This window comes from Paramagnetospirillum sp. (genome assembly GCF_058402745.1).
Map to the genome: position 1 here is coordinate 113,377 of NZ_JBZVFI010000017.1, position 24,958 is coordinate 138,334.

A 24,958-nucleotide genomic window follows, 5' to 3' on the forward strand; every position below is an offset into this window, starting at 1 on the left:
TCATGACTCCTTGGGAGTGGGTGTGGTCGCCCGCGCCTTGCGGACCCAACGGCCGAGCATCTCGGCGGCCTGGTCCAGTTGCTGCTCCGACAGCATGGTCACCGCCGTGGTGTGGGGCGAGATGCGCGAGGTGGACAGCCAGTTGTCGAGCGCGGCTGTATCAGTGATTCGCACGGCGCCCAGGGCATGGAGCTTGGCCCATTGGGCATGGAGCAGCAGTTGCTTGGATAGCGTGCCGTCGCGCTGTGGCGAGAAGCCCTCGCGCAAGCACCAATCCTTGAGCGCTTCGATCACCCGGTTGGCCTGGGCGCCGGACAACCATTGCAGGGCATCCCTGCCGGTCATGCGCTTGGCGAAGGCGGCGAGGGCCGATTCCTCGGGGCTGCGCACCGCGCCCAGGTGGTACAGCGCCAGCCAGAGGGCGCGAATCTTGGCCGATTGGGGATCGCCGGCCATGGCGCGGGTGCCGGCGCGCTTCGGCGACGGCTTCCACAGCCCCTTGGCCTTGAGGTCGTCGATGCACTTGGCGAAGTCGCGGGCGGTCATGGTGCTGGCTGAGGCGTCGGCGCCGCAGATCCGCGCCTGGATGGCCTTGCGGTCCTCGTCCGAGACCTTGGCCTCGCGGCAGGCGGCGAACCATGCCCTCCGGGCCTGGGGGGTGTCAGTCGAAGGGATCATAGCAAGCCTCCTGCGGTCTGGTCCGGGTAATCTCCGGGGCGCTCCAGCCGGGTGCGGGCATCAGGGGGAATCCAGAGAAGGCTGGTGCTCCGCCCTCCGCCGAAAATTCCGCACACCGGGATTTTCCAGAAGATCCAGCAATAGGCTGTGGCGCTGCTGGCGGCGGCATCCAGGCGTCCCATCACCATGGGAACCCGGCCGGAAAACTGGGCGACGAACCGGGGAGGAAATCGCTGGAAGAGGTCGTAGCGTTCCCCCGATTCGAGGAAAGCGGTGCGCACCAGCATGGCCACGCCCATGGTCGCGATGTCCAAGGCATGTTCGATGAACTGCTGCCCCACCGAGAACGGTGGGTTGGTGATGACGAAATGCGGCTGCTTGACCGGGGCCGGCGACGCGGCGAGGTCATTGACGCCGAGGAAGTCATGGACCGCCGCGCCGATGCCGTAATCGAACACGTCGCTGGCCACCACCAGGCCGAAACGCTCGGCCAGCACGCGGGCCATATGGCCCTCGCCACAGGCAGGCTCCCACACCGTGAGTTCGTCCCAGGGAATCTCGCCGCCGCCCATGCCAGCGGAGACGCCCCGGATATTGACGTGCTCCAGCAGCGCCCGTGTCGCCCAGGGTGGCGTCGGGAAATAGTCGAGCGCGCGCGGTGGCGAGCGGCGCTGGGACATGACGGCGGAACTGATGTTCTGGCCGGTCATTCCGCGTCCGCCTCCTCGATGTCCTCGTCCTGGTCCTCGGGCTCCTCGACCACCTGGCAGTTCCGGCGGCCGCAGCTGGCGCATTGGGTGTGGGTGAGGTCCGACAGGGGGCCGCGCCAGGTGACGTGGCCGTCGCAATAGGCGCAGATCATGATGGCTCTCCGAACAGCGGAAGCGCGGCAGGCTGGGGCGGGACGGCCTCTTTCGCGGCGCGGCGGTGTTCGCCGGGCCAGGCGCGCATCCAGGCCAGCGGTTCGGCCAGGGTCCCGGACTGGCGCCACTGGAAATAGCCCAGGGCGCCGGTCGCCGGGATGGGGGGGCATTGACGCTGGTTGGCCAGCACCAGCCCGCGCGGGCCGAAGAACCAGGGGCTGTCATGGTCCTTGACGATGGCGGTGATGTCGGCGGCGCCGATGATGGCGCCGCGCACCAGTTCGTCGGGACGCGGGCATTCGACGCCCAGGCGGGCCATGAAGTCGGCGGCACCCTCGTACTCGTCCCGCGTCATGCCCTTGGCGGCGTGGATCGCCACCGGCCGGGCGTCGAATCCGGCCTTGGTGACGGCGAAGGTGGAGCGGTTCTCCACGCCCTTGTAGCCCAGCACGATGGCCCAGGCCCAAGGCTGGCGGACGCTGAGGGCGAGATCGGGCATCATGACGACACCTCCGTCACCTTGCCGAACAGGCCGCCGGCATAGACGGTGACCGTCCAGCCGGTACGATCGATGACGGCTCCGGCCTTGGTCCCGGACTTCCGGGTGTAGCGGAACGGTACAGAGAGCGTGCCGTCCTTGCGGATCGCCGCCGTCACCGGGGATTTCAGTACATATCCCTTGGCGGTCAGGTCGGCGTGCTCATCGATCATCTTGGGCGCGAAGAACGCCACGTCGATGGTCAGGGAGCCGCCCAGGATGTAGGGATAGAGGGTGGGTTTGGATTTGGTCATGACGGATCTCCGAAAAGGTCGCCGGTCTTGGCGCAACGCTCTGGCACGTCCTCGGTGGTGAAGGCGGTGCAGACCGGCTGGCCATCGGTGCCGAACTGCCATTGCTCGGGATAGAGCGGGTCGGTGACCATGAAGGCCATGGTGGCCGATTGGATCGAGCACGGCTCGCCCAGGGCGGGATCGGCGCGGAAGGCCGCCTCGCGGGCGCAATGGGCGCACCAGGCGGCCATGAAGATCTCGCCCTCGGTACCGTTGGAGGGCTGGTATTTCCCGCCGGCCTGTTTGGCACAGGCGGCGGCCAATTCCGGCGGGTAGATGGCGGGGGCATGGGTGGTCATTCAGCGGCCTCCTTCAGGATCTCCGCCACGGCCGGCGCCAGGGCTTCGGTGATGATCGCCTGGGCCATGTGGACGGGGATGGCGTTGCCGATCTGGCGGGTGACTTCCTCGGTGGTGCCGGCGAACTCGTAGGAATACTGCTCGGTGGTAAAGCTGGTGGCGGCCGCCAGCTCGGGGTTCGACAGCATGCGGAGCGGCAGGCACAGCAGACCGAGGCGGCCATGCTCGTCCACGATCAGGCGACGGCTGGCAACGGCGGCGGCCAGATCTTCGGGGGCCTCGCCGACGATGGCCTGCACGAGGGCGAAGCGGGCCTTGGTGGTCACCGTGGGCAAGGGCTCGTCAACCGGATGGCAGCTCAGACCCGAGCCGTTGCTGTAATGGGGCGCGATCATGGCCGGGCCGACCAGACCGATGCCACGCTTGCTGGTGATGGTGTCGAGGGGCTCGGACACCGGCTTGACCCGGTTGGGATCGCCATCGGCATGATTGACCGCCATAACGAAGGGATGCACCAGCGCTTGGTTGGCCTTGGTGATGATGGTGGGTACCGGCGCCGACAGCGGCGAGACGTGGGCGCCACCGTTGGCTTGGTCGATGGCCATGACGAAGCCGGGCTCCACCAGCGCGATGGCGCCGGCCGTGGCCACCGTCATCAAAGGATCGTCCACCGAGCGCGGCGCGCTACAGCTCTGCTGGCCCAGCACGAAGGGCTTCACGTCCGGCTCGACCACACCGAACTGGCTGCCGCTGGTGGTGATGGTCGGGATCGGCTCATCGACGCTGCGCGGCTGGGGGCCACCCTTCGGATCAGCATGGCGCGGGGTGAAGACGAACGGTTTGGCCTCCGGTTCCACCAGGGCGATGTTGCCGCGCGTGGTGACAGTCGGGATCGGCGCGACGGTTGCGTCCGCCGGAACGTTGTTGGTGCGGTTGGCCAGGACGAAGGGCTTGGCCTCGGCCACAATGATGCCCAGATGATTGCCGCCAGCCGTTACGGTGGGCAGCGGCTCGGACACCGGGTGGGCTGTGGACGTGCCGCGAAGCTCAATGACGGCGGCTCCGGCAGCGGTGGGCGTGCCGCCTCGACTGGCTCCTTTTTGCTTGCCCTTGTCGCCCCAGCGGGCGATGGAACGCTGCAGCTCCAGTTCGAGCGCCGGCATATAGATGGGCGCCATCCAGCCGAAGTGCCGCTGGACGCCCACCATGACGCGGCGGATGGTGTTGGGCCGTAGCGGGACCGGCCGCTCGAAGACGCAGCGCCCCCGCTTGCTCCAGTCGATGATCTTGGCCGCCGGCACCCATGGCTTCAGGCCCAACGGCTCATTCTCGTTGGCCGGGGCGTGGGTGCGAGGCGGCCAGGTGATGGGATGGCCGTCCCGGCGGGCCTGCATGATCCAGCGCTTGCGGGTCGTGGCGTCGCCATAATCGGCGGCGCAAATGATGCGCCACTCGACGACATAGCCCAGCGCGCGCAGGGACGCGATCCACGCCCTGTAGTACTCGCCCTTGCGGGCCGGGTCGCGCACCATCCACGGGCGGTCGTGGCGGTCGTTGAGCGGGACATTGCCCTTGCCCAGCTTGCGTCTCAGCGGCCCCCAGCCGACGATGTCGGGCACGTTCTCACAGACGATGATGTCCACGTCCAGTTCGGTTGCCCAGGTGTTGATCGCCCAGGGATGCATGCGCTGCTGGTCATTGATTGGCTGGCCGCCCTTGGCAGTCGAATGGTCCGTGCAGGTCGGGGCGGCGAGCAGGATGTGCAATTTGCCGCCGGGCACCGCGACGATGGGCCGGAGCGCGTGTACATCGGCCTGGAAGTGCTTGGCGAACGGGTGGTTGACGGTGTGAGTCTGGATGGCCCGTTCCCAGTGATTGAGGCAGACCAGCTCGACCTCGACGCCCATTGCCTCCAAGGCGCGCACCAGGGCCGTGCTGAAGCCTCCGGCGCCGCAGAACAGATCGGCCGCCTTGATTCTCACCGGGGTGAGAGCCGAGGTATCAGACAGCTTGTGGGCAAAAAGAACAGTCATACCTACACCTTCTACGGGGGAAGCACCCCGGCGCCGCTTCCGGCGCCGGGGCTGGGGGTTACTCGGCGCCAGCGACGGCGGCGAGGGCCTTGGCCAGCTCGTAGACGCGCTTCCTGACCTGCGGATCGGTGATGTTGTAGTAGGCGCGCACCAGCTCCAGGGTTTCCCGCTTGGTCATGGGGTCGGCCTCGAAGGTCGCCGGCTCTTCCGACAGGCCGACCGAACCCTTGATGATGTTCACCGGGCTCTGTGCCTGGACGCCGTCCGCCATGTCATCGAAGAAGTAGGAGACCGGAACGTCCAGCACGCGCGACAGGTCGAACAGGCGCGAGGCGCCGATGCGATTGGCGCCGCGCTCGTACTTCTGCACCTGCTGGAAGGTCAGGCCGATGGCCTCGCCCAGCTTTTCCTGGCTCATGCCGAGCAGGGTGCGGCGCAGGCGCATGCGGGCGCCGACGTGGATATCGACGGGGTTCGGGGCTCCGTTCTCCTGGCGTCCACGGGTGGAGACTTTGCGCTTGCCCGTCTTGTCCGGGGTGGTCATCATGTTCATCTCAATCCTCCTTGATCTGGGGCATCCGCCCCGGTTATCGACCGGTCCCGCTGCAACGGGGCCGGCCGGATTGCGTGTGGTAGTCGTTGAGCGCGTCCCGCATGTCCGGCCAGTCGAGGCCGGCGGCCTCGGCGGCGGCGAAGATGCGCATGAGGTCGGTCTTGGGGTCGAAGGTGGCGGCCTCCTCGGCCATGGCGTGGGTGGCCAGCTCGCGGCGCAGATCGGCGGCGGCGGCGCGCAGATGGCGGCCCAGATGGGACTGGGTACCGACCGCACGGGCGGCGGTACGGGCCAAGGCGTCCACCAGGAGCAGGGCGTCGAGGAGGCGGGCCATGGCGATCACCAAGCCCGGAGGTCATCAAGGGCGGAGGCGTTGCTCCGCTGGCAGGTCGGGCAAACGTGGTTGTGCGCCCCCGCGCTCTGGAACGTTCCCCGGCACTTCAGGCAGGTTTTGGCCTTGGGCCAGCCTTGGACGGGGCGGGCCGCCTCGACCTTCTTGGCCGCGATGGTGGCCTTGCGGGCCGCAACGGCCGAGCCGCCACGCGGATACTTCTCCGGCAGGCCGAGGGTCTTGGCATGGGCAAACACCGCCTTGTCGCTGGGCGCACCCAGCAGTTCGGCCAGGCGCTTGTAGGTGTGGCCCTGGGCGAACAGCTCTTCCAGCAGGATGGGCGTGCTGCCCGGCTTCCACCAGGAATCGACCTCGGCCACGGTGCGGGTCAGAACGGGAAAGGCCATGGTCAGGCCCCCCGGATCTTGGCGGGCGGCCAGGCCGGAACCGGCTCACGGATCACCTCGGGCTTGGGGATGCCGTCGGTGCAGGCGGCGGGACGACGGGCTTCAGCGCAGGCCGACAAGGTATCGTCGGCCCAGGCGGCAATGTCGGAAACGAAGCCGATCTCAGGCGCGTGGGCGGGCTCGAAGCGATCGCCGTCGGTGCAGCCCGGGCAGGTGCGGCCATGGGCCTCGGCGCCCTGGTGGTGGCATTCCGGGCAGGCGGGGAAGCGGGGGGAGTGCTGGGCCATGGCTACTTCTCCTCTTCGGGATAGGGCTCGCCGCAGAAGGGGCAGAAGGTGGCCTGCATGATCGGGGGCTTTCCCCGCTTCGAGGCTTCCTTCTTGGCAGTCCGGATGGAGACCCGCTGGCGGCCGAACAGCGGCAGTTCCAGCATGGCGTTGTGGTCGGCCAGGAGCTTGTCCACGGTGGCGATGCAGTCGCACATGGTCAGGATTCCTTGTGGTTGGAGAGCATGGCCGCCGTGCGGTTGAACCGCTCGCGGGAGGTGGAGCGCCCAGCCTTATCCTGGCCGGCACCGACAAAAGCGATATCGGGGCGCTCACGGCGGGCCAACCAATCCAGCCAATCCAAAAGCGCGTCCTCGGCATCCTGGGGCGTGGCGGCTTCCGGCATGCCCGGTACCAGGAACACGCCGGGCTCCCAGCCATGGCGGGAGACGACGTGGAACAGGTTGCGCATGGAGCGAAGAGGCCCGATGGCGATGATGCGGGTGCCCTTGGTCCGCTGGGGGTTGACGCCCACCCGGATGCGCCCGCCGGGCTCGACCCAGGCGAAACCTTGCTGCTTCTTCTGGGCGACGAGAGCCGGGGGACGTTGGACCAGGACCTTGGAGGGAATGATGTGAGACGTGATCATGGGGCCACCTCCTCCAACTGGGTTTCGAAGGGCTTGACGATGAAGTCCTCGCCGGAGCTGCCGATGGAGATGCCGGCGACGGTGGTGGCCACCCCGGGCTCGGCCAGCATGGCCTCCTTGTTGGGCTCTTCCTTGACGCGCAGGAAGCGGTCCAGGCCCAGGCGCTTGAGCGCCGCGATCACCGTCTCGGCGCCCCGGATGGTCACCTTGGGCGGACGGGCGCGCCAGGCGATCTCGCCCGCCGCGAAACGGTGGAACTTGACGCGGTTGTCCTGGGTCAGCGCCGCGCGGTGAGCCTCGGCATAGGTGTGCAGGCCTCGGGTCAGGGCCTCGATCTCCGCCTTGAGGGGCTGGGCCTCTTCCTCGTAGTCGGCCTTGACGGCGGACAGCGCCTCGTTCATGGCGGTCTCCAGGACCTGGCGGTCACGCTGGGCGGCGCCCAGACGGGCGACGAAGTCGTTGGCCTCCTCGGCGGTCTGGGGCACCGCGAAGGGGGCGGCGGCGGTCTTGATGCGGGTGGCGGCTTTCGCCATGGGGGGCTCCTTAGGGCTGGGGCGGGATGAAGTGGTTGCCGGCCAGGGTGGACGGGCGGACGAATGGTGTCGGGGCGGCAGCCTGAACCTCGGCGCTGATCTCCGCGCCGGACTGGACCACCAGGGCGACGAGCACGGCGATCAGCAGGGCGATGGTCAGCCGGGGCATGGCGCGGCCTCCTGCTCGGCGCAGATCCGCGCCACCAGGCCGATGGCCAGGGTGTTGACCAGGGCGGTGGCGGAGCCGTGATCGCGGATGCCGGCCACCACCAGCTCGGCGGCGTGGAGCGCTTCCTGGCCGGTGACCGGGCCGGAGCAGATCTCGAAGGTCTGGCCGTTGGTACCGACCTCGGCCACCCAATGGCGGTCGAAGGCATCCAGGAGCACGACGCGGGAGCGCCCCCCGATCTCGATGGCGCCAACGGGACGGGCGGAAACCTCCTCCGTTCCGCTCATCCAGGCGAAGACGGTGTCGCCGTTATAGGGCAGCGCGCTCATGCCGCGTCTCCCGCGCCGCCCGGCGGCGCCACGACCGGCTGCGCCAGGGAGATGGCGCGGCGGATGCCCGCCCGGTTGAGGATGGTGGCCAGGGCCAGGATCTCGCGATCCTCGTCGCTGTCCCCGCCGTGGAGGAGACGCAAGGCCAGCTCGATGGCGGCGGCCTGGGCGGCCAGGATGTCCACGGAAGCCTGCAACGCCCGGATGGAGCGGCCATACAGGACCGTGCCGTCGGGCCATTTGGCGATGGAGGCCGACAGGCTGCGCAGCCCGCCGGAGACATCATCACCAGGGGGGGCGCCATCGAGGGCGGCCTGCCCCTCCATCAGCGCCACATGGTCGCGGACGGACTCAAGGTTGGCAACGAAGGCCCGCAGCTTGGCGGTATCCTGGCAGCGGCAATCGGCCTCCACGGTGGGGCCCAGCCAGGTCCGGGCGGTGACCAGCAGATCGTCGAGCAACTGGGTGCAGGTGTCACGCATGATCGGCCTCCTTGGCGGGATGCTTGGGGGCAGGGCGGTGGGGACAGGATTGGCAGGCGCGCCACAGGGCAGCGGCGCGCCCCGAGGCGGCGGAAAAGGGCTTGGCGGCCTGGACCCGGCAACGGTCCAGGGCGATGGACTGGCCAAGGCCCGGGCAGGCGACCTGGTCCATCAGCTTGGCCCGCACCCGCGCCTCGACGCGGACGGTGCCGCCGGGATAGGTGCCGGACAGCACCAGGGAGACGGCGGCGCGGCTCATGCCGATGCGCGTGCCGGCCTGGGTGATGGAGGTGTCGCGGGCGCAGGTCCGCAGGACGGCCAGCCAATCGGGATCGTCCTGGCGCGGGGCGAGAGTGTCGGACTTGGCGGTCGCGGAGGGGGCGGTCACAGGCATTCTGGGGCCTCCTGCGTCCAGGTGACCTTGGCCAGGTTGGGGTCCCAGATCTGGTGGCTGCGCTGGATCTGCGGCGGCATGGGGCCGGTGTTGCGCGACGGCAGCAGGCGCCAGATGGTGGGAATCGTGGTGTCGGTGGGCCGCTCAACCACCATCAGGTAGCCAGCCTTGCGCAGCCATTTGACGTAATGCTCGGCGTCGGAGCGGGCGATCGCCACCTCCTCGGTGGAGCCGAGCTTGACCAGATCCTGGAGGGTGAACTCGCCGAGGATGCGGATGGTGCGCCAGATGGCGCGGCGGCCGGCGCCCTGGCGCACCGGGGTGCCGTCAGGACGGAAGCGGGGGGTGGCGGGGCCGGGATCATCGACCAGCACCAGGGCGCCGTCGTCGGTGGCCACCAGCAGTCCGCCCGCCGTTAAACGGCGCAGGTAATCCTTGGCGGTTTTACGGTCGGCGCGCAGGCGCGGCCAATCCGTCCGGTCCATGTGCGCCAGCAGGCCGGTGAGATCGAAGCGATGATCGGGGCCGAGTCCTAAAGCGCGGATGGCGATCCAGATGGCATCCTGGCCGGTGACGGTGCGGCGGGTGGACAGCTTGTCCGCCGGCTTGCGTCCGGTGGCCATGATCAGATCACCCCCCGGCGCCGAGCGGTGACATCGCCGGTGTTGAACTTGCGGTCGGCCCAGGTGCGGCGATCCACGTTGTCCCAACCGAGGCGCAGGGCCTCCTCCTGGATGTCGTCCAGGTTGGCGGCGACGCGCCGCGTGCAGCCCTTGACCTGATCCACCAGATGCTTGAGCAGATCGTCGGCCACATTGATCTGGTCGGCATAGAGGCGGGCCAGGTGGCGGGCGTCGTCGAGGCCGCAAGGCTGGGCGGCGACGGGACGGGCCATGCGGTTGTGCAGGCGCTCGTAGCGCTCCAGTTTGACCGGCAGATCCTCCTCGCCGATCAGGACGATGGGGGTCTTGGCGATCTCGTAGAGGTCGCGCAGCACCTCGGCATAGCCCCGGTCCACGACGAAATCGGCCTCGTCCACGAACAGGACGATGCGGCCCACCATCATCTTCTCGGCGGCGATCTCGATCAGGTCGTAGGTGGGCTTGGAGCCGTACCGCGTGCCGGGGGACAATTCGCCCAGCAGGGCCTCGACGAATTTCTTGCGGGTCCAGGTAGAGCGGACCTCCAGGTAGGCCGCGCGCTCGTCCAGCTTGTTGACGGCGTAGGTGGTGGCGACGGTCTTGCCGTAACCGGAGAAACCGTAGAAGCAGCCGATTCCGGGCAGATCGGACTTGCGATGCTGGATGCGCCCGACCAGTTCCTGCATCAGGGCGACGTTGGTCAGGGGGGCGACGGTGTTGACGGCGGGGGCGGTCTGCGACATAAACTTGGTCTCCATCAGTATTGTTCGTTTTTTCCGACGCCCGCCGTGCCACCGGCGGGCGTCGTCGTCATCCGGCGGCGCCGGACATCTCGTCAAAATTCGCGGACATTTCGGACATGGCGCGCCACTCGGCCGACAGCGGGTAGCGCTGGTGCCAGCGGCGCGCGTCCTCGGCGACCTCCCCTCCTGCGGCGATGGCGGCGTCGAGATCGCGCCAGCGGGCGAAGCGGGTCGTCGGCGTCTCTGGGATGGGGGCGGCGGTGGCGGACGGCGCGGCGGTCAGCTCCAGCACCAGGTGCTGGTGGAGGATCGCGACGTTGTCCGACAGCACCGGGGTGGCGGTGGCGTCGATGACCTGGATGCCGGCCTCGGCGTGAATCTCCCTGACGTGCTCCATGGCCCGGTCCAGGCGGCCCTTCTCGCGGCGTTCGATGGAGCGGTCCAGGAACGACCGGGGCAGCACGGCGCGCTTGTTGGCCTCGAATCCCGCCTCGCAGATCAGGCGGCCATCCAGGTCGCGGACATAGACCTTGGAGGCGTCGTGGACGTCGTAGCCCACCATCACCTCGTGCCCGTGCCAGTCGGCCAGGATGCGGCTGAAGTAGCTGTTGCCCAGGACCGAGACCATGCCGCGCGTCACGGTGCGGATTTCGTAGGGGCGGGTGAGGTCGGCGGCCTCGACAGCCGAGACCACGGCCGGGCACCAGCCGCGCGCCACCGCCTCGGCCCATGATTCGGCGGGGGTCATGTGGCGGCGGCGGCCGGTGACGGGATCGGTGATGCGGGGCAGGCCGCGATGGGGGGTGTTGTTGTATTCCTGGACCCGGGCCTCGGCCCAATCCAGGAATTCCGGCCAGGCCATCATGAGCCGCGTGGTGCCGGCGCGCTTGATCTCGGCCCTGGTGATCTTGTGGACCACCTGGCCGGCCTGGCGGTCCATGTCCTGGCCCATATAGGCGGACAGGCGCTTGGCACCCTTGATCCAGATGCTCTGGTGCGAACGTTCCACGTAGCCGCCGGCCTGGGGGTTGTTGGGCAGGCGGTTGAGCTTGGTGGTCTGGATGCGGTGCAGCAGGCCGGTGCGCTCGTCATCCATCAGCTGGTTGTTGTAGCCCGAGCCGTTGTCCACGTACCACACGGCGGGGATGCCCCAGCGGGTGACCATGTAGACGATGGCGTCGGCCACGCCCAGGGCGTTTTCGGCCAAGCCGGCCGACCAGCCGACGCACATGCGGGTGGCCAGATCGATGATCGTGGTCATCTCGGGCCGGAAGGGGCGGCCGTGGCGGGGGTGCAGCACCTCGGCATCCAGGCAGTGGCCGTCGCTTTGGACCACGTCGAGGGGATCGAGGCCGGAGAGGTCGCGCTTGACGTAGGGCTTGATGGACTTGAGTTCCTTGGGCCCCATGCGGCTGCGGTTGCGCTCGATGGTGCTGACCTTGCCCAGCCACCGGCGGGCCTGGCCGTAGCTGGGCGGATTGATGCCGGGCGGCAGGGCGCCGGGCGCCGACAGATCGGTGGCGATGATGTCGTGCAGGCTGCGGTTCTGATGGTTGGCGATGGCCAGCAGGGCCGGTCCCCAGGCCGGAACGCTCATGTCGGGCTGGGGGACCTTGGGGGCCAGGGCGGCGGCACCGGCGGCGCGCTCGTTGTGCCAGTTGATCAGGGTGCGCGGGCTGACGGTGCGGCTGCCCGCCTTTCCCGCCTTGGCATTGGCGACGGGCAGCAGCCGGGCGATGGCCGGGGGCAAATGGCCGATCGTGGCCTCCTCGACCACCCGGCTACGGGCGCGGGTGATGCCGCCCTCCAGCATGGCCAGCTGGTCCACGTATCCCAGCACCGCCATGCGGGCATCCATGGTGGCGCGCTGGGCGTTGGTCAGGTGGGTGGTGTCGCCGATCATGGAAACGGCGACAGAAGCCCCGGCCGGCGGAGAGGATTCGCCGGCCGGGGAAGTGGCCGGGGGCATGGGCGGGAGGAGACCGCCCCCGGCTGAAACCACATGTCTGATCAGGATGTCGCGGGCGGCCTTTGGAAGTCCCCTGGAGAAGGCGGAGACATCGTATTCCCAGGCATGAGTGGAATCATCGCGGCGGCGGCGCGGCCATTTTTCCGTGGCGGCTCGCTTGTTAACGCCCTGGGGCGTGGCGGGCAATCCGGGAAGCTTGAGCGCGGCCAGCTCGGCGGCGGTGTGCCAGATCTCAGCCATGGTCCACCTCGCGGAACAGCGGGGTGGCGGCCACCAGGCGCCTCTGCTCGGCCCGCGCGAAGCGGATGAACAGGGCCAGCCGATCAAGCCGGGAACGCACCAGGTCGGCGCTTTCGGCCACGACGCATCCTGAAGATTCCGCCAGGCCGTGCAACAGGATGGAATTGCCCAGCGCCACGCAGAAGGCCGGGATCAGGTCGGCGGGAAAGCGATGGGGACGGCTGGCCCCGGTCCAGCTGTCGATCATCGCCTTGCTGATGGGCCGTCCGGCGTGGAAGGCGACCATCTGGGCCAGGTCGTTGCGGTCGGCGAAGGGACCGGCGGCGATGGCCTGGTTGAGCAGGCGGCGCATGCGCTGGTCAAGATTGAGGGCACCCGGTTCGCGCCGGGGTTCGTGGGGATCGGGAAGGTCCACGGCGCCTTCGAGCAGACGCATGAAGTCGAATTGATTGGGGTCGGCCACATGGTGCCGGCCCTTCTGGGCTCTGGGCATGGGTGCCTCCATTCGGGGGTCGTTGAAAACCCGCAAAAAGAGGCCGGACGCGACGTTTTGCGCGCTGCCGCGCCCGGCCTGAAGTTGCGGAGACACGGCGGAAAGCCGCCGCAGCCGGCCGGCGGGCCGGCGGCCTTTCCCTCCAGGGAGGCAGAGGGAAAGTGGTGTGGAGAGGGCCGCGATCATGCCGCCCTCTCCGAAACCGGATGCGCCATTTGTGGCGCAATCTGCACGCCCAATTGGGCGGCCCATTGGAACAGCCGCAAGCCGGAGGGATAGGCGTCTCCCGCCTCCCAGCGCTGCACGGAACGGCGCCCGACGCGCAGGGACGTGGCCAGGCCGTCCTGGCTGATCCCCATCTCCGCCCGGCGGCGGGACAGCAGTCCGGCCAGCGACATGTAGGAGATCTGCCAATCGTGAGCCCGGCGAGTGCTCATGCCGCCGCTCCATCTTGGACATTGCCGCAGGGGCTGCGCGTGATACGGTGTTTCTCTCGGGTTCGTCCCAGCCGCTTGCCGTCTGGGGCGAAGTACTCGGGAAACAATTGCTGGGGCCGCAGCTCCAGGATTTCGGCGATGCGTTGCTGGAGGTGCGATGAGGGCACCAGCGTAGCGTTGCTGACGGCCTGGACCGAGGTCCCCTGTTCCAGCGCGATCCGGGTGAATGACCATCCACGGTTTCGCAGCTGCCAGATGATCCACCCCCGCCGTTCGGTGGGGTTTTTCGGAATGCTTATCGTTGAGGTGTCAGTCGTCATGTCGATGGTTATAGCGGACAAGTGGGCGTCACGACAAGCGTCAAAAGCGCCCAAATGGCATTTTCAGCGACGCCCATTCGTGCGTCGCCGATCGATTGGCATTTTTTCATTCGCAGTCAATGCGTTACCGCTCGCCGAAAGCGTTTCAGCGGCAAATGGACGGATTTTCAGCCATGACCGGTGCCGCTGAAATGCTGGGAGATCGCTTGAGGATCGTTCGCGGGGGGTTAACCCAGCCTGCATTTGCCGCCCGATTGGGCGTTGCAAAGGATACGATCGGCAAGTATGAGCGCGGCGAACGGCGTCCCGAGGCGGACGTGCTCGCTCGCCTGCACGAGGTCTGCGGCGTCAACATCAACTGGCTGCTCACCGGCAAAGGTGAGAGGCAACTCGGCCCTGGGGTTCAAGACGCGGCTTCCGTCCCCGGCGAAACCGAAATCAACAGTGACGCTCTCGCGGGCGCCATCGCCGCCGTAGAGGAATTGCTGGCCGCCCGAAATCTCACGCTGGCGGCGGAAAAGAAGGGGAAACTGATCACCCTCGTATACAAACAGTTGACCCACGATGGCGCGGAAGGCCAAATCAAGAGAGGTCTGATCAATGACCTGCTTGATCTGGCGAGTTGAGGACGATGGGCGGAGAAGATTGGGCAGCAAAGGCACGGCGATTACTGGCCGATGCCGTGGGAGCCAACGACAACGGTATTGCGTGCTTGACGCCACAGACAGTGATCTTCCAGGCACCGGTAACCATGAATGTTAGTCTTGGAGGCGGAGCAGATGCCGCCGAGCAACAACGCCGTACCCTGGTGCATCGCCTGGAGGGTGTCCTGGCCGGGGAACCCGACACGGTCTGTTCCGAGTTCCAGGACGAACTGCGCCGAAAATTCGGTAAGGATACGATTGCCTCGCTGGAAGTGGATGATCTGGTCAATCTGCTGGCCGGGTTCTCGGCAATGATTCGCGTCGCCCGGCTTTTGGCCGGGACGCCGAAGCGTTAGAGGAGAGCAGCATGCGTCTGTCCGTCATCGCATTTCTAACGCTGTTGTCCATAGCCGGATCGGCCAGGGCCAACGATCATGACGACACGCTCAATCGGACGATCGCTCAATACCTTAGCGCCAACACGACGATCATCCAGCGCGCGGACACGCCTGCCGATGTCGTGCGGGTTTGGCGCGACATGGTGATGGTGAGCGACATGATCGGCCTGTCGGCTCGTAACGCCTTACCGGACCAGGTCAGGCCCCAGATCGCGAGGCGCCTCAGCGCCACCATGGGCAGTGTGATCCGGGTTGGTGGCTATGATGATTGGCAGGTGGCGCTCCTAGCCGACATCACTCGGGCGTTCGCAAGTACGGCGGCGGAATATCGGCAGGAACGGGTCCCCTACACGACCTTTGGGACCGCCTCAGGCCTGTTGAACGCCAGTAAGACGCTCGCCCGCCAGATCGAGGCGAAGTACGCCAAGCCCGGCTCCATCATTCCGCCCGAGCCGACGCTCGAAAAATGGTAGCTCCGGTGCAAAATCGCGCGGCTCACTGACCACTTTTGACCATTTTGTTCCGGTCACCGGTGCAGAATGGCGACCTCTCCATCCCCGCACAAACACTGGCCTTCAGCCCGATCCTCCGAGACCGAGGTCGGTGCAGAATTGGTCACCTCCCCACACCGACGCGAAGCCTGCATGGCAGGCTCGGGTGCGGATCGTGGGCTACGGCACGAAAACGGCCAGTGGCTTCAAGACCAAGAAGGAAGCCGAGGATTGGGCTGCGGGCGTTGAGCGCCCCATGCGGCGCCGCACCTACCGGGATGACGCCAAAGCCCACCAGACGACGCTCCTGGAGGCTCTGGAGCGGTACGAACGGGAAGTGACGCCCACTAAGAAAGGCGCAGCCGAGGAGCGGTATGTTCTGGCGGCGTGGCGCCGCGATCCCCTGGCCCTTCGCTCCATGGCCTCTATCACCGCGTCGGACGTTGCCGAGTGGCGGAATCGCCGCATGACGGCCCCCAGAAAGCTCAAGGATGGCACGGAACGCCTTCCGGCACCGTCCACCGTCGCCAACGCCATGAACCTCCTCAGCGCGATCTTCGTTCACGCCGCCAGTGAGTGGCACATGCCGAGCCTGAACAACCCTGTGGCCGGTGTGAAGCGCCCTAAGGCCAATGCGGGGCGGAAGCGACGGCTGGTCGGTGATGAGGAAGAGCGGCTGCTGACGGCCTGCAAGGCGTCCGAATTCAATTGGCTTGAGGCAATGGTGATCATCGCCATCGAAACCGGCATGCGTCAGGGAGAGCTTCGCCAGCTGATCTGGCGCCATGTCAACGGCTCCACGGCGCACCTGCCGGACACCAAGAACGGAGAGCCCCGGACGGTTCCCCTATCGACCAGGGCGCGAACGGCGTTCGCACAGCTTCGCAAGCTCTATCCTGATGCGGCAGAGGTGTTTCCCCACACCAAAGGAGAGGTCATCCTGGCATTCAAGGACGCTTGCAAGGCGGCGGAGATCGCAGGGTTGACGTTCCACGATCTCCGGCACGAGGCGGCAACCCACTTATCCAAGAAGCTTCACAACGTGCTGGAACTGTCGGCGGTCACCGGCCACAAGACCCTTCAGACCTTGAAGCGCTACTATCAACCGGACCCTGAGGAATTGGCGAAACGGCTGGATTAGGCTGCATTACCCACCCGTGGGATAGCATCCAGAAAGAGGGAGTGCCTCTGTCAATAAAAACTTTACACAGATTCATGTTTCGTACACACTCTCCTGCCGTAGGCAACGTCAAAGCGCCATCAATGACATATGCACAAGCACAAGCCTGCGGACTTTCGAAGCATCAGGTCTTCGAATTTGCGGAGCACGCCTATGAGGCGTTAAAGCTGACCCCAGGCGCAGATTTAGAGCCAATTATCGACACTCTGGGAGGTCGAATTAGGTGGGTCAGCTCTCAGGATTTCAATGCGACTTTAGACGGTTCTATAGTTGTCCATCCTGGCGGAAAATTTGAAATTTTTGTCGCGCAGGATGGGGGGCCACTGAGGGCGCGATTTACCGTCGCGCATGAGCTCGGTCACTACCTTCTGCATTCAAGAAACGCCCCTGCTGGAATGACTGCAGAGCGGTATGGAACGGGGCGTGTTGAATGGGAGGCAAATTGGTTCGCCGCAGGGTTTTTGATGCCTAAGAAGGCTTTCGTTGATGCTGCAGGTCGCCATGCCGGCTATCTCGCCAATGTGGCTGGCGAATTTAAGGTGTCGTTGGCTGCGGCAGAAATACGCGCCAAGGATCTCGGGCTGAGTGTATGGTAAATAGTGGCGACAAGGCGCAATTTCCGAGATCAACGCTTCGGCTGTTCTTCAGTGTTGATATCGTTGGTTCGACTGCTTTTAAGCAGGGTCGGAAGAAAATAGCCGATCAATACGGCCAGCAGTGGCTCGAACCATTTTCAGCTTTTTTCTCAGGATTGGCCGACCAGCTACGCTACCAGTGGCAGGCTTCAATGGCTAATTTGGGAGAAGACATTTCGAAGGAGATACAGAGTCCGCCAAGCTTTTGGAAAGCGGCTGGCGATGAGGTTCTGTATGTCCAGGAAATATCGTCACCACTTCAGCCTCTTTTCACGTTATCAACTCTCAGGGAGGCGATTAACAAATACAGGAGTGAGCTCAAGCGCGTATCATCGTCTCTTGATTTGAAGTCGTGCGCATGGCTGGCTGGGTTTCCTGTAAACAACGCTGAAGTTGTCCTTGGATTTAATAGGGATGACCTTAAGAAGGTTACGCCTGTATTTGATGAGTGGGTTTTTCAGCACTCACTGCGGCGGTTTTTATTTGAGCAAGAAAAACGCCAGGGCGAGGTATTGGATTTTATCGGACCACAGATGGATTTGGGGTTCCGCCTTGCTGCCAAGGCAACTCCTCGCAAAATGATGCTATCTGCTGATCTCGCTTTAATGCTCGTCGAGGCTTTTCATGACAAAAAAGACGGGTGGACAGGAAGATTTGATATCCACGACAGAATATATTTTGATGGAACAGAGCCGCTAAAAGGTGTTTTGTCAGGAATTCCGTATCCTCTTATTTGGATGGATACGCAGTGCGATCTTCCGCTTAACCAAGCTGAAGATGCAATGCGGGGAATAATGAGCTACTCCCCAGAAATCGGACACTGACGGAAGCTACGATCTGATGTTTGCTGATCCTCAACGACGAGGAGATCAGAGATGTCGAAGCGCAGGAATCATGACGCGGCGTTCAAGGCGCGTGTCGCCCTTGAGGCGCTGAAGGGCGAACGGACGGTATCGGAACTGGCGTCGGCCTACGGCGTCCATCCGACCATGATCCATCAATGGAAGAAGGCCCTTTTGGACGGGGCTGCTGATATCTTCGAACGCGGCGGCAAGAAGAAGGCCGAGGTGGACGAAGACACGGTACGGTCCCTGCACGCCAAGATCGGGGAGCTGGCCGTGGCCAACGATTTTTTGTCTCGAAAGCTCAAGCCGTGGACCGGCAAGTGAGGCGGACCATGATCGAGCCGAAACACCCGGCGCTGTCGATCGGCGCCCAATGCCGTCTGCTGTCGATTGCACGCTCCTCGTTCTATTACGAGCCCCAGGGCGAGACGGAGACCAACCTGGACCTGATGCGGCAGATCGACCGCCAATTCCTGGAGACGCCGTTCTATGGTGTCCGTCAGATGGCTTGGCATCTCCAGAACGAGGGCCATCCGGTCAACGTCAAGCGCGTCCGGCGGCTGATGCGGCTCATGGGCCTGATGCCGATCTACCAGAAGCCCAATACCAGCAAGCCCGCCAAGGGCCACAAGACCTATCCCTACCTGCTGCGGGGCCTGCGGATCGACCGGCCCAATCAGGTCTGGTGCGCCGACATCACCTACCTGCCCATGCGCAGGGGATTCCTCTATCTGGTCGCCATCATGGACTGGGCCACCCGGAAGGTCCTGGCCTGGCGTATCTCCAACACCCTGGAAGCCGATTTCTGCGTCGAGGCCCTCAACGAGGCCATCCTGCGCTTCGGCCCGCCCGAGACCATGAACACCGACCAGGGCAGCCAGTTCACCTCCTTCGCCTGGGTCGACCGGCTGAAGCAGGCGGGAACCCGCATCTCCATGGACGGCAAGGGCCGCTGCATCGACAACATCTTTATCGAGCGGCTGTGGCGATCCCTGAAATACGAATGCGTCTACCTCCATGCCTGGGAAACCGGCTCGCAAGCAAGGGCGGGGATCGGACGCTGGATCACCTTCTACAACCACCAACGGCCTCACGCCGCCCATGGCGGCAGAACCCCTGCCGTGGTCTACTGGAACACCATCAACCAAACCGATCAGCAGGCCCGGAGAGTAGCTTAAACTTCCCCGAAATCTGTCCAGCCAACGGGGAGTAGCTCATAAGTCCACCAAAGCTTGACGTTGTAAAAAGATACTGTGAAGCATTTATGGCGCATAATACGGACAGCTATAGGTGGATAATAGCGCCTTTTATTCGGTCTGAAATATCAGAATATGGTGTTGAGCCGCCATACCACAAGGATGAGCTGTCGAATATGAGGGATCGTTGGGAGCGGTCGTACAAATCATATTTGGACCCAGAGGACAGCGGAGAAATATCATCCGCCTCCAATTCCATAGATCCATCTTCCATTATTTCGATGCTAACTTCATCATCTTCCAAAGCTGGGGAATAGAGAGGGTGATGGTCGGGGAAGGGGATCGGCCCGGCGCCACCTACCCATACCGGCGCTGGCTTCGAAATCCAGGAAGATCATGACGCCCCCCGGCCATACTGGCTCACCAACCCACGAGCCCGTTCCACCAGTTGCTGACGGAAGCCGTTGGCCGCCGCTTTCCCCTTATCCTTGGCCAGCTCCAGCATGACGACAGCTCCCAGGCGGAGGGCGTGGCCAATGGCGTCATCGAGGGCGCAATGTGTGATCAACGTAACCGTCCTCTGACGGCTACGGCGTTGCCTTGGGTTTCCGCTTACGCCGATTGGCAAACTTGGTGAATTCCTTGCGGATAGCGGCTTCGTCGATGGTCGATGGATCAAATCCGGGGCCGCGCCATTCGATCATGTTGTCATGGTCTTCATGGTCGGGATCGGCGATGACTTCGAGGTAATGGGCGTAGCCCCAGGGCCCGCCGCAGTCTTCTGGCGGGCAGGCGCCTTGGGCGTCCAGCAAGCGGGGATAGCTGACCTCGGGATCGGCTTCGGCGAGAGCTTCGAGTTTCACCGTATGCATCCAATCGTCGCCGAAATCGTAAACGTATTGGAATGTTTTGTTCCGTTTGAGGTGGAGGAGGAGATCGGCCAGGGTCGCCGTTTTGGCGGAGAGGGTGTTTGAGTCCGGCCAATCCGGGTCGGGAATGCCATAGGCGACGGCGCGGCCGACGCGGAATTCGTAGAGGTGATAGTTTTCCCAGCCCATGGCGATCTGGATGACAAGGTGCAGATCCGCCAGACGCATGGTGAGTGGCACTTCGATCCGCCGGATCACGGGCAGGTCCATGTCATCGAGTTGGATCTTGAGGCGGGCAATCTCGGTCATGGTGCGATGTTCCAGGGCAGCAGGGCGGCGATGCGGTTTACCGGGTGGTCGGCAATCCGCGTCAGAACATCGCGCAGATAGGCCTCCGGGTCGAGGCCGTTGAGCTTGGCGGTCTCGGTCAGAGTGTAGATGGCGGCGGCGCGGTCGCCGCCGGCATCGGAGCCGGCGAACAACCAGTTTTTTCGGCCCAGTGCCAGCGGGCGCATCGCCCGTTCGGCGGCGTTGTTGCTGATCTCCAGGTGGCCATCGTCGAGATAGCGGGTGAGCGCTGACCAGCGCGAGCGGGCATAGCGGATGGCGGCGGCCAACTCGCTTTTGCCGGAGATGCGGGTCAGGCTGGCGTCGAGGTAGCCTGCCAGATCTCCCATGATGGGACAGGCCTCGACCTGTCGGATGGCGCGACGCTGGTCGGGTGGGATGCCGACAATGGCGCGCTCGACGGCGAACAGGCGACCGATACGTTCCAGCGCCTCCGCGGCGATCGGTGCCGTGGTGGCGACATGGACATCGTGGAATTTGCGGCGTACATGCGCCCAGCAGGCGACCTCCGTCACTGGCGGTGGTTTGCCCTCCTTGGCCAGGTACAACTCGCCGAAGCCGGCATAGCCATCGGCATGGAGGTGGCCACGGAAACCGGCGAGATGCTTCTGTGGACGCTCGCCCTTGCGGTCTGGACTGTAGCGGTAGGCCACGGCGGGTGGAGCCGGTCCATCCCAGGGCCGCTCGTCGCGCAGATACGCCCATAATCGGCCGGTTTTGGTCTTGCCGATCCCCGGCGCCAGCACGGGCACCGGCGTGTCGTCACCATGGATCTGGCCGCCGGCCATGGCATGGGCCTCGGCCGCGTCCACCAGGGGACGGACCAGGGTGGCGGCCTTGCCGACCCACTCGGCCAGGAGTCCACGGTCGAGATCGACGCCATCGCGGGCATAGATCCCCGATTGGCGGTAGAGCGGCAGGTGATCGCAGTATTTAGACACCAGCACATGGGCCAGCAAGGCGGCGGAGGGCAGACCGCGCTCGATCGGCATCGAGGGCATCGGCGCCTGGACCATGCCCTCGCAGGCTCGGCAGGAATAGGCGGGCCGGATGTGGCGGATCACCTGAAAGCGGCCGGGGACGTAATCGAGGATCTCGGTGACGTCTTCGCCGACCTTGCGCATCGCTCCGCCGCAGGAAGGGCAGGTACAGGCGCTATCGTGGACCACCTCGGTGCGCGGCAGGTGTGGCGGCAGCGGCCGCCGGGCACGATTGCGCTTCGGCGCGGGGCCGTCGCTCGCACCGTCCTCGGCTGGCGCCAAGGCGGCGGCGGCACTCGATTCGACCTCCTCCAGCATCAGCTCCAACTGATCGGCGGCGCGGCTGATTTTCTCCGACGAGCGGCCGAACTGCATCCGGCGCAAACGGGCCAGCTCGATCCGCAGCTTCTCCACCTCCAGCGTCTTGCTCATCAGGCCGGCCTGGGCGGCGGCCAACGCATCCGCCTGGGTGGCGATGATGGCCTGTAGCGCGACGATATCGGTGGGCAGGGCGTCTGGAACCATGCCGTCGATTCTACCGTCAGAAGCAGATTCCGACCAGCGCCAGCCCCTCATTTTGTGAGGATTCCCGCCGGGTGTGGCGGGAATGACTCACCCCGCCGATTGCGGCTTCCAGGTGCGGATCGGCATCCTCCAGTCGATCCCCTCCAGCAGCATGCCGAGTTGCGCCGGAGTCAGCCCGACGATGCCGTCCGCCGGCGACGGCCAGACGAAGCGGCCCTTCTCCAGACGCTTGGAAAATAGGCAAAGACCTTGGCCGTCCCACCACAACACCTTGATCAGATCGCCCCGCCGCCCCCGGAACACGAAGACCTGGCCGCCGAAGGGATCGCGAGACAGCTTCGCCTGCACCAGCATCGCCAGCCCGTCAAAACCTTTGCGCATGTCGGTGTGCCCGGAAGCCAACCACACCCGCGTCGACGTCGGCGGCACGATCATCCCAGCGCCGCCAGTACCCGGCGTAACGGCTCGGTCGCCACCTCCGGCCCCACCCGGACCATCACGCCAGTGGGCAGCACGATTTCAATCCGCCCGCTATCGTCCGGCACCACAGCCGGGGGCTCCGAAACCGCGATCGCCAGAAAACCACCATCAGCGATCCCAGTAGCGGCCGCCAGCAACTCCCGCCGCCAAGTGAACAACTGCTGTGGCGCGATCCCATGGCGCCGGGCCACGCTGGACACTGTCCGGCCCGGCATCGCCGACTCCGCCACCATCTGCTGCTTGTCCGCCGCACTCCAACGCCGACGGCGCTGAACCGACGTGATCACCTCGACCTGGGTCATCGTGCCACGCATTAAAGTCACCATAATGCTTGGCACTTGGCCTCAACTCGCCCCGCCGCACAAGGCAGCCGTCAGAGGACGGTTACTGATCAACCCCGCCTCGGAATGGAGATCCGCAGCCAATCGCTCATGGTTCTCGGCCGGAACGCCGGCCCGCATGCATGCCTCGGCAATCATTGTGTCCATATCAAGGGACTGGCTGATGCGGAATGACGAAGCAATGTCCGTGGCGGCATAGAGAGTCTGGAGCCATCGGCCATCCGTCCCCGGGCTGTCGCTCAGCACCTCGGCGCCGGCCAGATCGGCATTCAGCCGGGTGGCCACCTCGCGCACGTCCATTCCAACCATGACGAGCTGGTGACGGGAAATCCGATGTATCTTTTTGCTCTCGGCACTCCAGTCCAGTTCATCCCAGCCAGCGGCGGGCCGGATCAGGGCGGACCATCCGCGCAGCAGATCATGAGACACCCAAGCCACCTCCAAGGGGTAGCTGGTGACATGAAGTCCGGATGCTTCGACGTCGAAGAAGATCACCGCCCACCCTCCACCACACCGCGACACCAGCGCGGCACCGAGGGAATGCCCGGCTTCGGCTCACCAAGAGTCTGCCGGACGATCTCCTCAATGCGGGATGGCCCAAGACTACCGGCGGCCACCTTCGTGGCCACCTCCATCAGCATGGCGGCGGTCTGCCGGTCATCGATTCCCTCGGCCCACGTTTTCTCAAGGGCAACGCCGATGGCATCAGACAGAATCTGCTCGAGGTCGGTCACCACGATCATGGCTCATGTCTCCCGTTTGAGATGGCGGAGCACTCTTTTGAAAGCACCCAGACCGAAGCCGCCAGCACCAATCTCAACCACCAGCCCCCGGTGATCCTTCAGCGCCTTGACGGCTCGGCAGACTGCCGGGTCATCGTCCAGCAGGACCCATGCTTGGACATCGGTGCGGCCAAGGAGCCAGGTCGCCACGTCCTCGGCCTTGGTCGAGAACTCCGAAGATTCCGGCAGGCAGCAAAGTGGCTTTGCCAGCCCAGCCGCGACCAGCGCATCAATTGTTTCCGCCGGCCCAATATGGCGACGCCACGATGATGAGACGACGATCTCAGCGCTAGCCTGGTGGGCGAGGGCATTGATCTGCTCGATGCCAGCCCGGTCGAACTGCTCGGCCCGCAGCGGCAAAATGACGCCATCGACGTCTAGGAAGATGATCTTGGTCATGGTTTGGGCTCCAAATTGGAGCCGAGCGTTTGACGGAGCCGCCCCCGGCGCCCGGAACCGTTTCATCCGGGTCGGCAGTGATCTCCCCGTCACTGCTCGGGCCGCCCATGATGGGCACGTGGCGGCTCAGCCCTGCGCGGCAGATTTCGCGCAAAGCCAATATTCGCATAAGCAGCCGGCTGAGGGAAGGCTAGGGGCTGAAGCGCGAGCGCTTGCCAAGCCCCTCGAAGACAGCCGCCGAGGCTGCGTCATGGCGTACCTGGTCTTGGACCGCTTCACACGCTGCTTGCCATGCGATGGCGTGATTCACCGGGCTTCGCATTGCCGCCACATAGCTCAGCATGGCAGCGGCCCGTAGCAGTGTGGCGCATTGATCCGGCCCTGTAATGTCGCTCCCGCTCTCAATGTCCGCTTCATGCAGGAGTACCTCGCCGATCAGCCGCAGGGCATGGTCGGGGTCGTTGGCCACGTCGTTTTGCTCCCAGGCTTGCCCAAGAGCGGCGCGATAAACCGTCGTTGTTGGATCATTGTTCATTGGTCGCCTCCATCGCCTCATCAAGGTCAATATCCGATATGTCGGCGAAACAGTAAATTGCACTGCAATACCGTGAGTAACATACGGCAGGGAAGCCAACTGTTACTCACGGCTTGGCCGGCCGAATTAAAGCTGACGCCAAGAGAAGCCAAAGTCAGAAATTGATTATGCTTGCATAAAATATTCGCCACTGCTTACCTGAGTGAGCAAGGCACCTCCCGAAGGCCCGCTTACGCGGTCCCTGGGAAGCCTTGGAAGGGGGCTCCGCCCCCTTCACCCCCACAGGGCGATAGGGAGAAGAGGGATCATGATTACGGACGACGATGCCCAGTCTTTTGACGCGCTGAACCGCCTGCTGAAGATTGCCCAGAGCGATACCGGGCAATCTCGTCGGGTTGCCAATTTTCTGCTCGCCTGGTGGAACGCGGAAAGCTGCGGCGGGTTCGATTTCACCGACTTGTGGTGTGTCGATCGCGCCATCGCCGACGACATGCTCTCGGTGACTCGCTTGGTTGCCACGGCACACAACTACCCCACAGCCTACGGCCTCGGCGAACACTTCGAAAAGCTGGTTGCAGACTGGCGCCCGCATCTTCTGAAGCCCGCGCTCGAACAGCAGCAAGTGCAGCGGACGCTACGCTGATGCCGCG

At 64.9% G+C, this 24,958-nt stretch carries 40 protein-coding genes; 8 read left to right on the forward strand and 32 right to left on the reverse strand.

Going from position 1 to position 24,958, the window contains the following annotated elements; genetic code table 11:
- The 24 genes from ACV4UZ_RS14675 to ACV4UZ_RS14790 form a co-directional block, all read right to left on the reverse strand.
- Positions 1 to 678 carry a regulatory protein GemA gene (locus tag ACV4UZ_RS14675; RefSeq protein WP_491601543.1) on the reverse strand — a complete coding sequence of 226 codons (678 nt, stop codon included), beginning with the start codon at positions 676 to 678 and terminating at the stop codon, positions 1 to 3.
- Positions 675 to 1,388 carry an SAM-dependent DNA methyltransferase gene (locus tag ACV4UZ_RS14680; RefSeq protein WP_491601544.1) on the reverse strand — a complete coding sequence of 238 codons (714 nt, stop codon included), beginning with the start codon at positions 1,386 to 1,388 and terminating at the stop codon, positions 675 to 677. The genes ACV4UZ_RS14675 and ACV4UZ_RS14680 overlap by 4 nt, the downstream gene beginning before the upstream one ends.
- Positions 1,385 to 1,540: a hypothetical protein gene (locus ACV4UZ_RS14685; protein ID WP_491601545.1), complete on the reverse strand. Its 156-nt coding sequence runs from the start codon at positions 1,538 to 1,540 to the stop codon at positions 1,385 to 1,387. Before ACV4UZ_RS14685 ends, ACV4UZ_RS14680 begins: the two co-directional genes overlap by 4 nt.
- A complete protein-coding gene (locus ACV4UZ_RS14690) occupies positions 1,537 to 2,043 on the reverse strand; it encodes an ASCH domain-containing protein (protein WP_491601546.1) in 507 nt (168 codons plus the stop codon). Before ACV4UZ_RS14690 ends, ACV4UZ_RS14685 begins: the two co-directional genes overlap by 4 nt.
- Positions 2,040 to 2,333, reverse strand: coding sequence for a hypothetical protein (locus ACV4UZ_RS14695; protein ID WP_491601547.1), 294 nt, complete (start codon positions 2,331 to 2,333; stop codon positions 2,040 to 2,042). The genes ACV4UZ_RS14690 and ACV4UZ_RS14695 overlap by 4 nt, the downstream gene beginning before the upstream one ends.
- Entirely contained in the window at positions 2,330 to 2,671 is a 342-nt protein-coding gene (locus tag ACV4UZ_RS14700) for a hypothetical protein (protein ID WP_491601548.1), read from the reverse strand. The genes ACV4UZ_RS14695 and ACV4UZ_RS14700 overlap by 4 nt, the downstream gene beginning before the upstream one ends.
- A complete protein-coding gene (locus ACV4UZ_RS14705; protein ID WP_491601549.1) occupies positions 2,668 to 4,704 on the reverse strand; it encodes a DNA cytosine methyltransferase in 2,037 nt (678 codons plus the stop codon). Before ACV4UZ_RS14705 ends, ACV4UZ_RS14700 begins: the two co-directional genes overlap by 4 nt.
- 58 nt (positions 4,705 to 4,762) lie before the next feature.
- On the reverse strand, positions 4,763 to 5,251 hold the full coding sequence (locus tag ACV4UZ_RS14710; protein ID WP_491601779.1) for a helix-turn-helix domain-containing protein: 489 nt from the start codon (positions 5,249 to 5,251) through the stop codon (positions 4,763 to 4,765).
- Positions 5,252 to 5,291: 40 nt separating this feature from the next.
- Entirely contained in the window at positions 5,292 to 5,591 is a 300-nt protein-coding gene (locus ACV4UZ_RS14715) for a hypothetical protein (protein ID WP_491601550.1), read from the reverse strand.
- 5 nt (positions 5,592 to 5,596) lie between these two features.
- Positions 5,597 to 5,995, reverse strand: a complete 399-nt coding sequence (locus ACV4UZ_RS14720) for a zinc finger domain-containing protein (protein WP_491601551.1) — start codon at positions 5,993 to 5,995, stop codon at positions 5,597 to 5,599.
- A gap of 2 nt (positions 5,996 to 5,997) precedes the next feature.
- Positions 5,998 to 6,282: a hypothetical protein gene (locus ACV4UZ_RS14725; RefSeq protein ID WP_491601552.1), complete on the reverse strand. Its 285-nt coding sequence runs from the start codon at positions 6,280 to 6,282 to the stop codon at positions 5,998 to 6,000.
- A 2-nt stretch (positions 6,283 to 6,284) separates the two neighbouring features.
- Complete coding sequence (locus ACV4UZ_RS14730; protein WP_491601553.1) at positions 6,285 to 6,479, reverse strand: hypothetical protein; 195 nt, start codon at positions 6,477 to 6,479, stop codon at positions 6,285 to 6,287.
- Positions 6,480 to 6,481: 2 nt separating this feature from the next.
- On the reverse strand, positions 6,482 to 6,910 hold the full coding sequence (locus ACV4UZ_RS14735) for a hypothetical protein (protein WP_491601554.1): 429 nt from the start codon (positions 6,908 to 6,910) through the stop codon (positions 6,482 to 6,484).
- Positions 6,907 to 7,443 carry a host-nuclease inhibitor Gam family protein gene (locus ACV4UZ_RS14740; protein ID WP_491601555.1) on the reverse strand — a complete coding sequence of 179 codons (537 nt, stop codon included), beginning with the start codon at positions 7,441 to 7,443 and terminating at the stop codon, positions 6,907 to 6,909. The genes ACV4UZ_RS14735 and ACV4UZ_RS14740 overlap by 4 nt, the downstream gene beginning before the upstream one ends.
- 10 nt (positions 7,444 to 7,453) lie before the next feature.
- Positions 7,454 to 7,612, reverse strand: a complete 159-nt coding sequence (locus ACV4UZ_RS14745) for a hypothetical protein (RefSeq protein WP_491601556.1) — start codon at positions 7,610 to 7,612, stop codon at positions 7,454 to 7,456.
- A complete protein-coding gene (locus ACV4UZ_RS14750; protein ID WP_491601557.1) occupies positions 7,600 to 7,941 on the reverse strand; it encodes a hypothetical protein in 342 nt (113 codons plus the stop codon). Before ACV4UZ_RS14750 ends, ACV4UZ_RS14745 begins: the two co-directional genes overlap by 13 nt.
- A complete protein-coding gene (locus tag ACV4UZ_RS14755; protein WP_491601558.1) occupies positions 7,938 to 8,423 on the reverse strand; it encodes a hypothetical protein in 486 nt (161 codons plus the stop codon). The genes ACV4UZ_RS14750 and ACV4UZ_RS14755 overlap by 4 nt, the downstream gene beginning before the upstream one ends.
- Positions 8,416 to 8,817: a hypothetical protein gene (locus tag ACV4UZ_RS14760; protein ID WP_491601559.1), complete on the reverse strand. Its 402-nt coding sequence runs from the start codon at positions 8,815 to 8,817 to the stop codon at positions 8,416 to 8,418. Before ACV4UZ_RS14760 ends, ACV4UZ_RS14755 begins: the two co-directional genes overlap by 8 nt.
- Positions 8,808 to 9,440 (reverse strand): hypothetical protein, encoded by a 633-nt coding sequence (locus tag ACV4UZ_RS14765; RefSeq protein WP_491601560.1) that lies wholly within the window; start codon positions 9,438 to 9,440, stop codon positions 8,808 to 8,810. The genes ACV4UZ_RS14760 and ACV4UZ_RS14765 overlap by 10 nt, the downstream gene beginning before the upstream one ends.
- A 2-nt stretch (positions 9,441 to 9,442) precedes the next feature.
- Positions 9,443 to 10,216, reverse strand: coding sequence for an AAA family ATPase (locus ACV4UZ_RS14770; protein ID WP_491601561.1), 774 nt, complete (start codon positions 10,214 to 10,216; stop codon positions 9,443 to 9,445).
- A 52-nt stretch (positions 10,217 to 10,268) separates the two neighbouring features.
- Complete coding sequence (locus ACV4UZ_RS14775) at positions 10,269 to 12,410, reverse strand: Mu transposase C-terminal domain-containing protein (protein WP_491601562.1); 2,142 nt, start codon at positions 12,408 to 12,410, stop codon at positions 10,269 to 10,271.
- Positions 12,403 to 12,903 carry a hypothetical protein gene (locus ACV4UZ_RS14780; protein ID WP_491601563.1) on the reverse strand — a complete coding sequence of 167 codons (501 nt, stop codon included), beginning with the start codon at positions 12,901 to 12,903 and terminating at the stop codon, positions 12,403 to 12,405. Before ACV4UZ_RS14780 ends, ACV4UZ_RS14775 begins: the two co-directional genes overlap by 8 nt.
- Positions 12,904 to 13,085: 182 nt before the next feature.
- Positions 13,086 to 13,340 carry a helix-turn-helix transcriptional regulator gene (locus ACV4UZ_RS14785; RefSeq protein WP_491601564.1) on the reverse strand — a complete coding sequence of 85 codons (255 nt, stop codon included), beginning with the start codon at positions 13,338 to 13,340 and terminating at the stop codon, positions 13,086 to 13,088.
- Complete coding sequence (locus tag ACV4UZ_RS14790) at positions 13,337 to 13,660, reverse strand: helix-turn-helix domain-containing protein (RefSeq protein ID WP_491601565.1); 324 nt, start codon at positions 13,658 to 13,660, stop codon at positions 13,337 to 13,339. The genes ACV4UZ_RS14785 and ACV4UZ_RS14790 overlap by 4 nt, the downstream gene beginning before the upstream one ends.
- A gap of 173 nt (positions 13,661 to 13,833) precedes the next feature.
- Between ACV4UZ_RS14790 and ACV4UZ_RS14795 the strand changes: the two genes are divergently transcribed.
- From ACV4UZ_RS14795 to ACV4UZ_RS14825, 7 genes are all read left to right on the forward strand, one after another.
- Entirely contained in the window at positions 13,834 to 14,286 is a 453-nt protein-coding gene (locus tag ACV4UZ_RS14795; RefSeq protein WP_491601566.1) for a helix-turn-helix domain-containing protein, read from the forward strand.
- Between the two features lie 5 nt (positions 14,287 to 14,291).
- The gene (locus tag ACV4UZ_RS14800; RefSeq protein WP_491601567.1) at positions 14,292 to 14,660 is read left to right on the forward strand and encodes a hypothetical protein; all 369 of its coding nucleotides are present in this window, start codon (positions 14,292 to 14,294) and stop codon (positions 14,658 to 14,660) included.
- A gap of 11 nt (positions 14,661 to 14,671) precedes the next feature.
- Entirely contained in the window at positions 14,672 to 15,175 is a 504-nt protein-coding gene (locus ACV4UZ_RS14805) for a hypothetical protein (protein WP_491601568.1), read from the forward strand.
- Positions 15,176 to 15,368: 193 nt separating this feature from the next.
- Positions 15,369 to 16,334: a site-specific integrase gene (locus ACV4UZ_RS14810; RefSeq protein ID WP_491601569.1), complete on the forward strand. Its 966-nt coding sequence runs from the start codon at positions 15,369 to 15,371 to the stop codon at positions 16,332 to 16,334.
- A 74-nt stretch (positions 16,335 to 16,408) separates the two neighbouring features.
- Positions 16,409 to 16,969 carry an ImmA/IrrE family metallo-endopeptidase gene (locus ACV4UZ_RS14815; RefSeq protein ID WP_491601570.1) on the forward strand — a complete coding sequence of 187 codons (561 nt, stop codon included), beginning with the start codon at positions 16,409 to 16,411 and terminating at the stop codon, positions 16,967 to 16,969.
- Entirely contained in the window at positions 16,963 to 17,832 is an 870-nt protein-coding gene (locus ACV4UZ_RS14820) for a hypothetical protein (protein ID WP_491601571.1), read from the forward strand. Before ACV4UZ_RS14815 ends, ACV4UZ_RS14820 begins: the two co-directional genes overlap by 7 nt.
- 51 nt (positions 17,833 to 17,883) lie before the next feature.
- Positions 17,884 to 19,031 (forward strand): IS3 family transposase gene (locus ACV4UZ_RS14825; protein ID WP_491601572.1). Its coding sequence is split into 2 segments (ribosomal slippage): positions 17,884 to 18,162 and positions 18,165 to 19,031, totalling 1,146 coding nucleotides; the frame shifts between segments, so codons are not numbered across the junction.
- A gap of 605 nt (positions 19,032 to 19,636) precedes the next feature.
- Here ACV4UZ_RS14825 and ACV4UZ_RS14830 read toward each other — a convergent pair.
- The 8 genes from ACV4UZ_RS14830 to ACV4UZ_RS14865 all read right to left on the reverse strand — a co-directional run bounded on the left by ACV4UZ_RS14830 (position 19,637) and on the right by ACV4UZ_RS14865 (position 24,308).
- Positions 19,637 to 20,227 (reverse strand): plasmid pRiA4b ORF-3 family protein, encoded by a 591-nt coding sequence (locus tag ACV4UZ_RS14830; protein ID WP_011385681.1) that lies wholly within the window; start codon positions 20,225 to 20,227, stop codon positions 19,637 to 19,639.
- Positions 20,224 to 21,771 (reverse strand): IS66 family transposase, encoded by a 1,548-nt coding sequence (tnpC, locus tag ACV4UZ_RS14835; protein WP_491600542.1) that lies wholly within the window; start codon positions 21,769 to 21,771, stop codon positions 20,224 to 20,226. The genes ACV4UZ_RS14830 and tnpC overlap by 4 nt, the downstream gene beginning before the upstream one ends.
- 87 nt (positions 21,772 to 21,858) lie before the next feature.
- Positions 21,859 to 22,206, reverse strand: a complete 348-nt coding sequence (gene tnpB / locus ACV4UZ_RS14840) for an IS66 family insertion sequence element accessory protein TnpB (RefSeq protein WP_043744949.1) — start codon at positions 22,204 to 22,206, stop codon at positions 21,859 to 21,861.
- Positions 22,203 to 22,553, reverse strand: coding sequence for an IS66-like element accessory protein TnpA (gene tnpA, locus ACV4UZ_RS14845; RefSeq protein ID WP_158303983.1), 351 nt, complete (start codon positions 22,551 to 22,553; stop codon positions 22,203 to 22,205). The genes tnpB and tnpA overlap by 4 nt, the downstream gene beginning before the upstream one ends.
- 42 nt (positions 22,554 to 22,595) lie before the next feature.
- Complete coding sequence (locus tag ACV4UZ_RS14850; protein ID WP_491601573.1) at positions 22,596 to 23,087, reverse strand: 3'-5' exonuclease family protein; 492 nt, start codon at positions 23,085 to 23,087, stop codon at positions 22,596 to 22,598.
- The gene (locus ACV4UZ_RS14855; protein WP_491601574.1) at positions 23,084 to 23,335 is read right to left on the reverse strand and encodes a hypothetical protein; all 252 of its coding nucleotides are present in this window, start codon (positions 23,333 to 23,335) and stop codon (positions 23,084 to 23,086) included. The genes ACV4UZ_RS14850 and ACV4UZ_RS14855 overlap by 4 nt, the downstream gene beginning before the upstream one ends.
- A gap of 3 nt (positions 23,336 to 23,338) precedes the next feature.
- A complete protein-coding gene (locus ACV4UZ_RS14860) occupies positions 23,339 to 23,773 on the reverse strand; it encodes an HAD domain-containing protein (protein WP_491601575.1) in 435 nt (144 codons plus the stop codon).
- A 190-nt stretch (positions 23,774 to 23,963) separates the two neighbouring features.
- Positions 23,964 to 24,308, reverse strand: a complete 345-nt coding sequence (locus tag ACV4UZ_RS14865; protein ID WP_491601576.1) for a hypothetical protein — start codon at positions 24,306 to 24,308, stop codon at positions 23,964 to 23,966.
- Positions 24,309 to 24,615: 307 nt separating this feature from the next.
- On the opposite strand from ACV4UZ_RS14865, the gene ACV4UZ_RS14870 reads away from it, so the two are divergent.
- Positions 24,616 to 24,951: a DUF7673 family protein gene (locus tag ACV4UZ_RS14870; protein ID WP_491601577.1), complete on the forward strand. Its 336-nt coding sequence runs from the start codon at positions 24,616 to 24,618 to the stop codon at positions 24,949 to 24,951.
- The last annotated feature ends 7 nt before the right edge of the window (positions 24,952 to 24,958 follow it).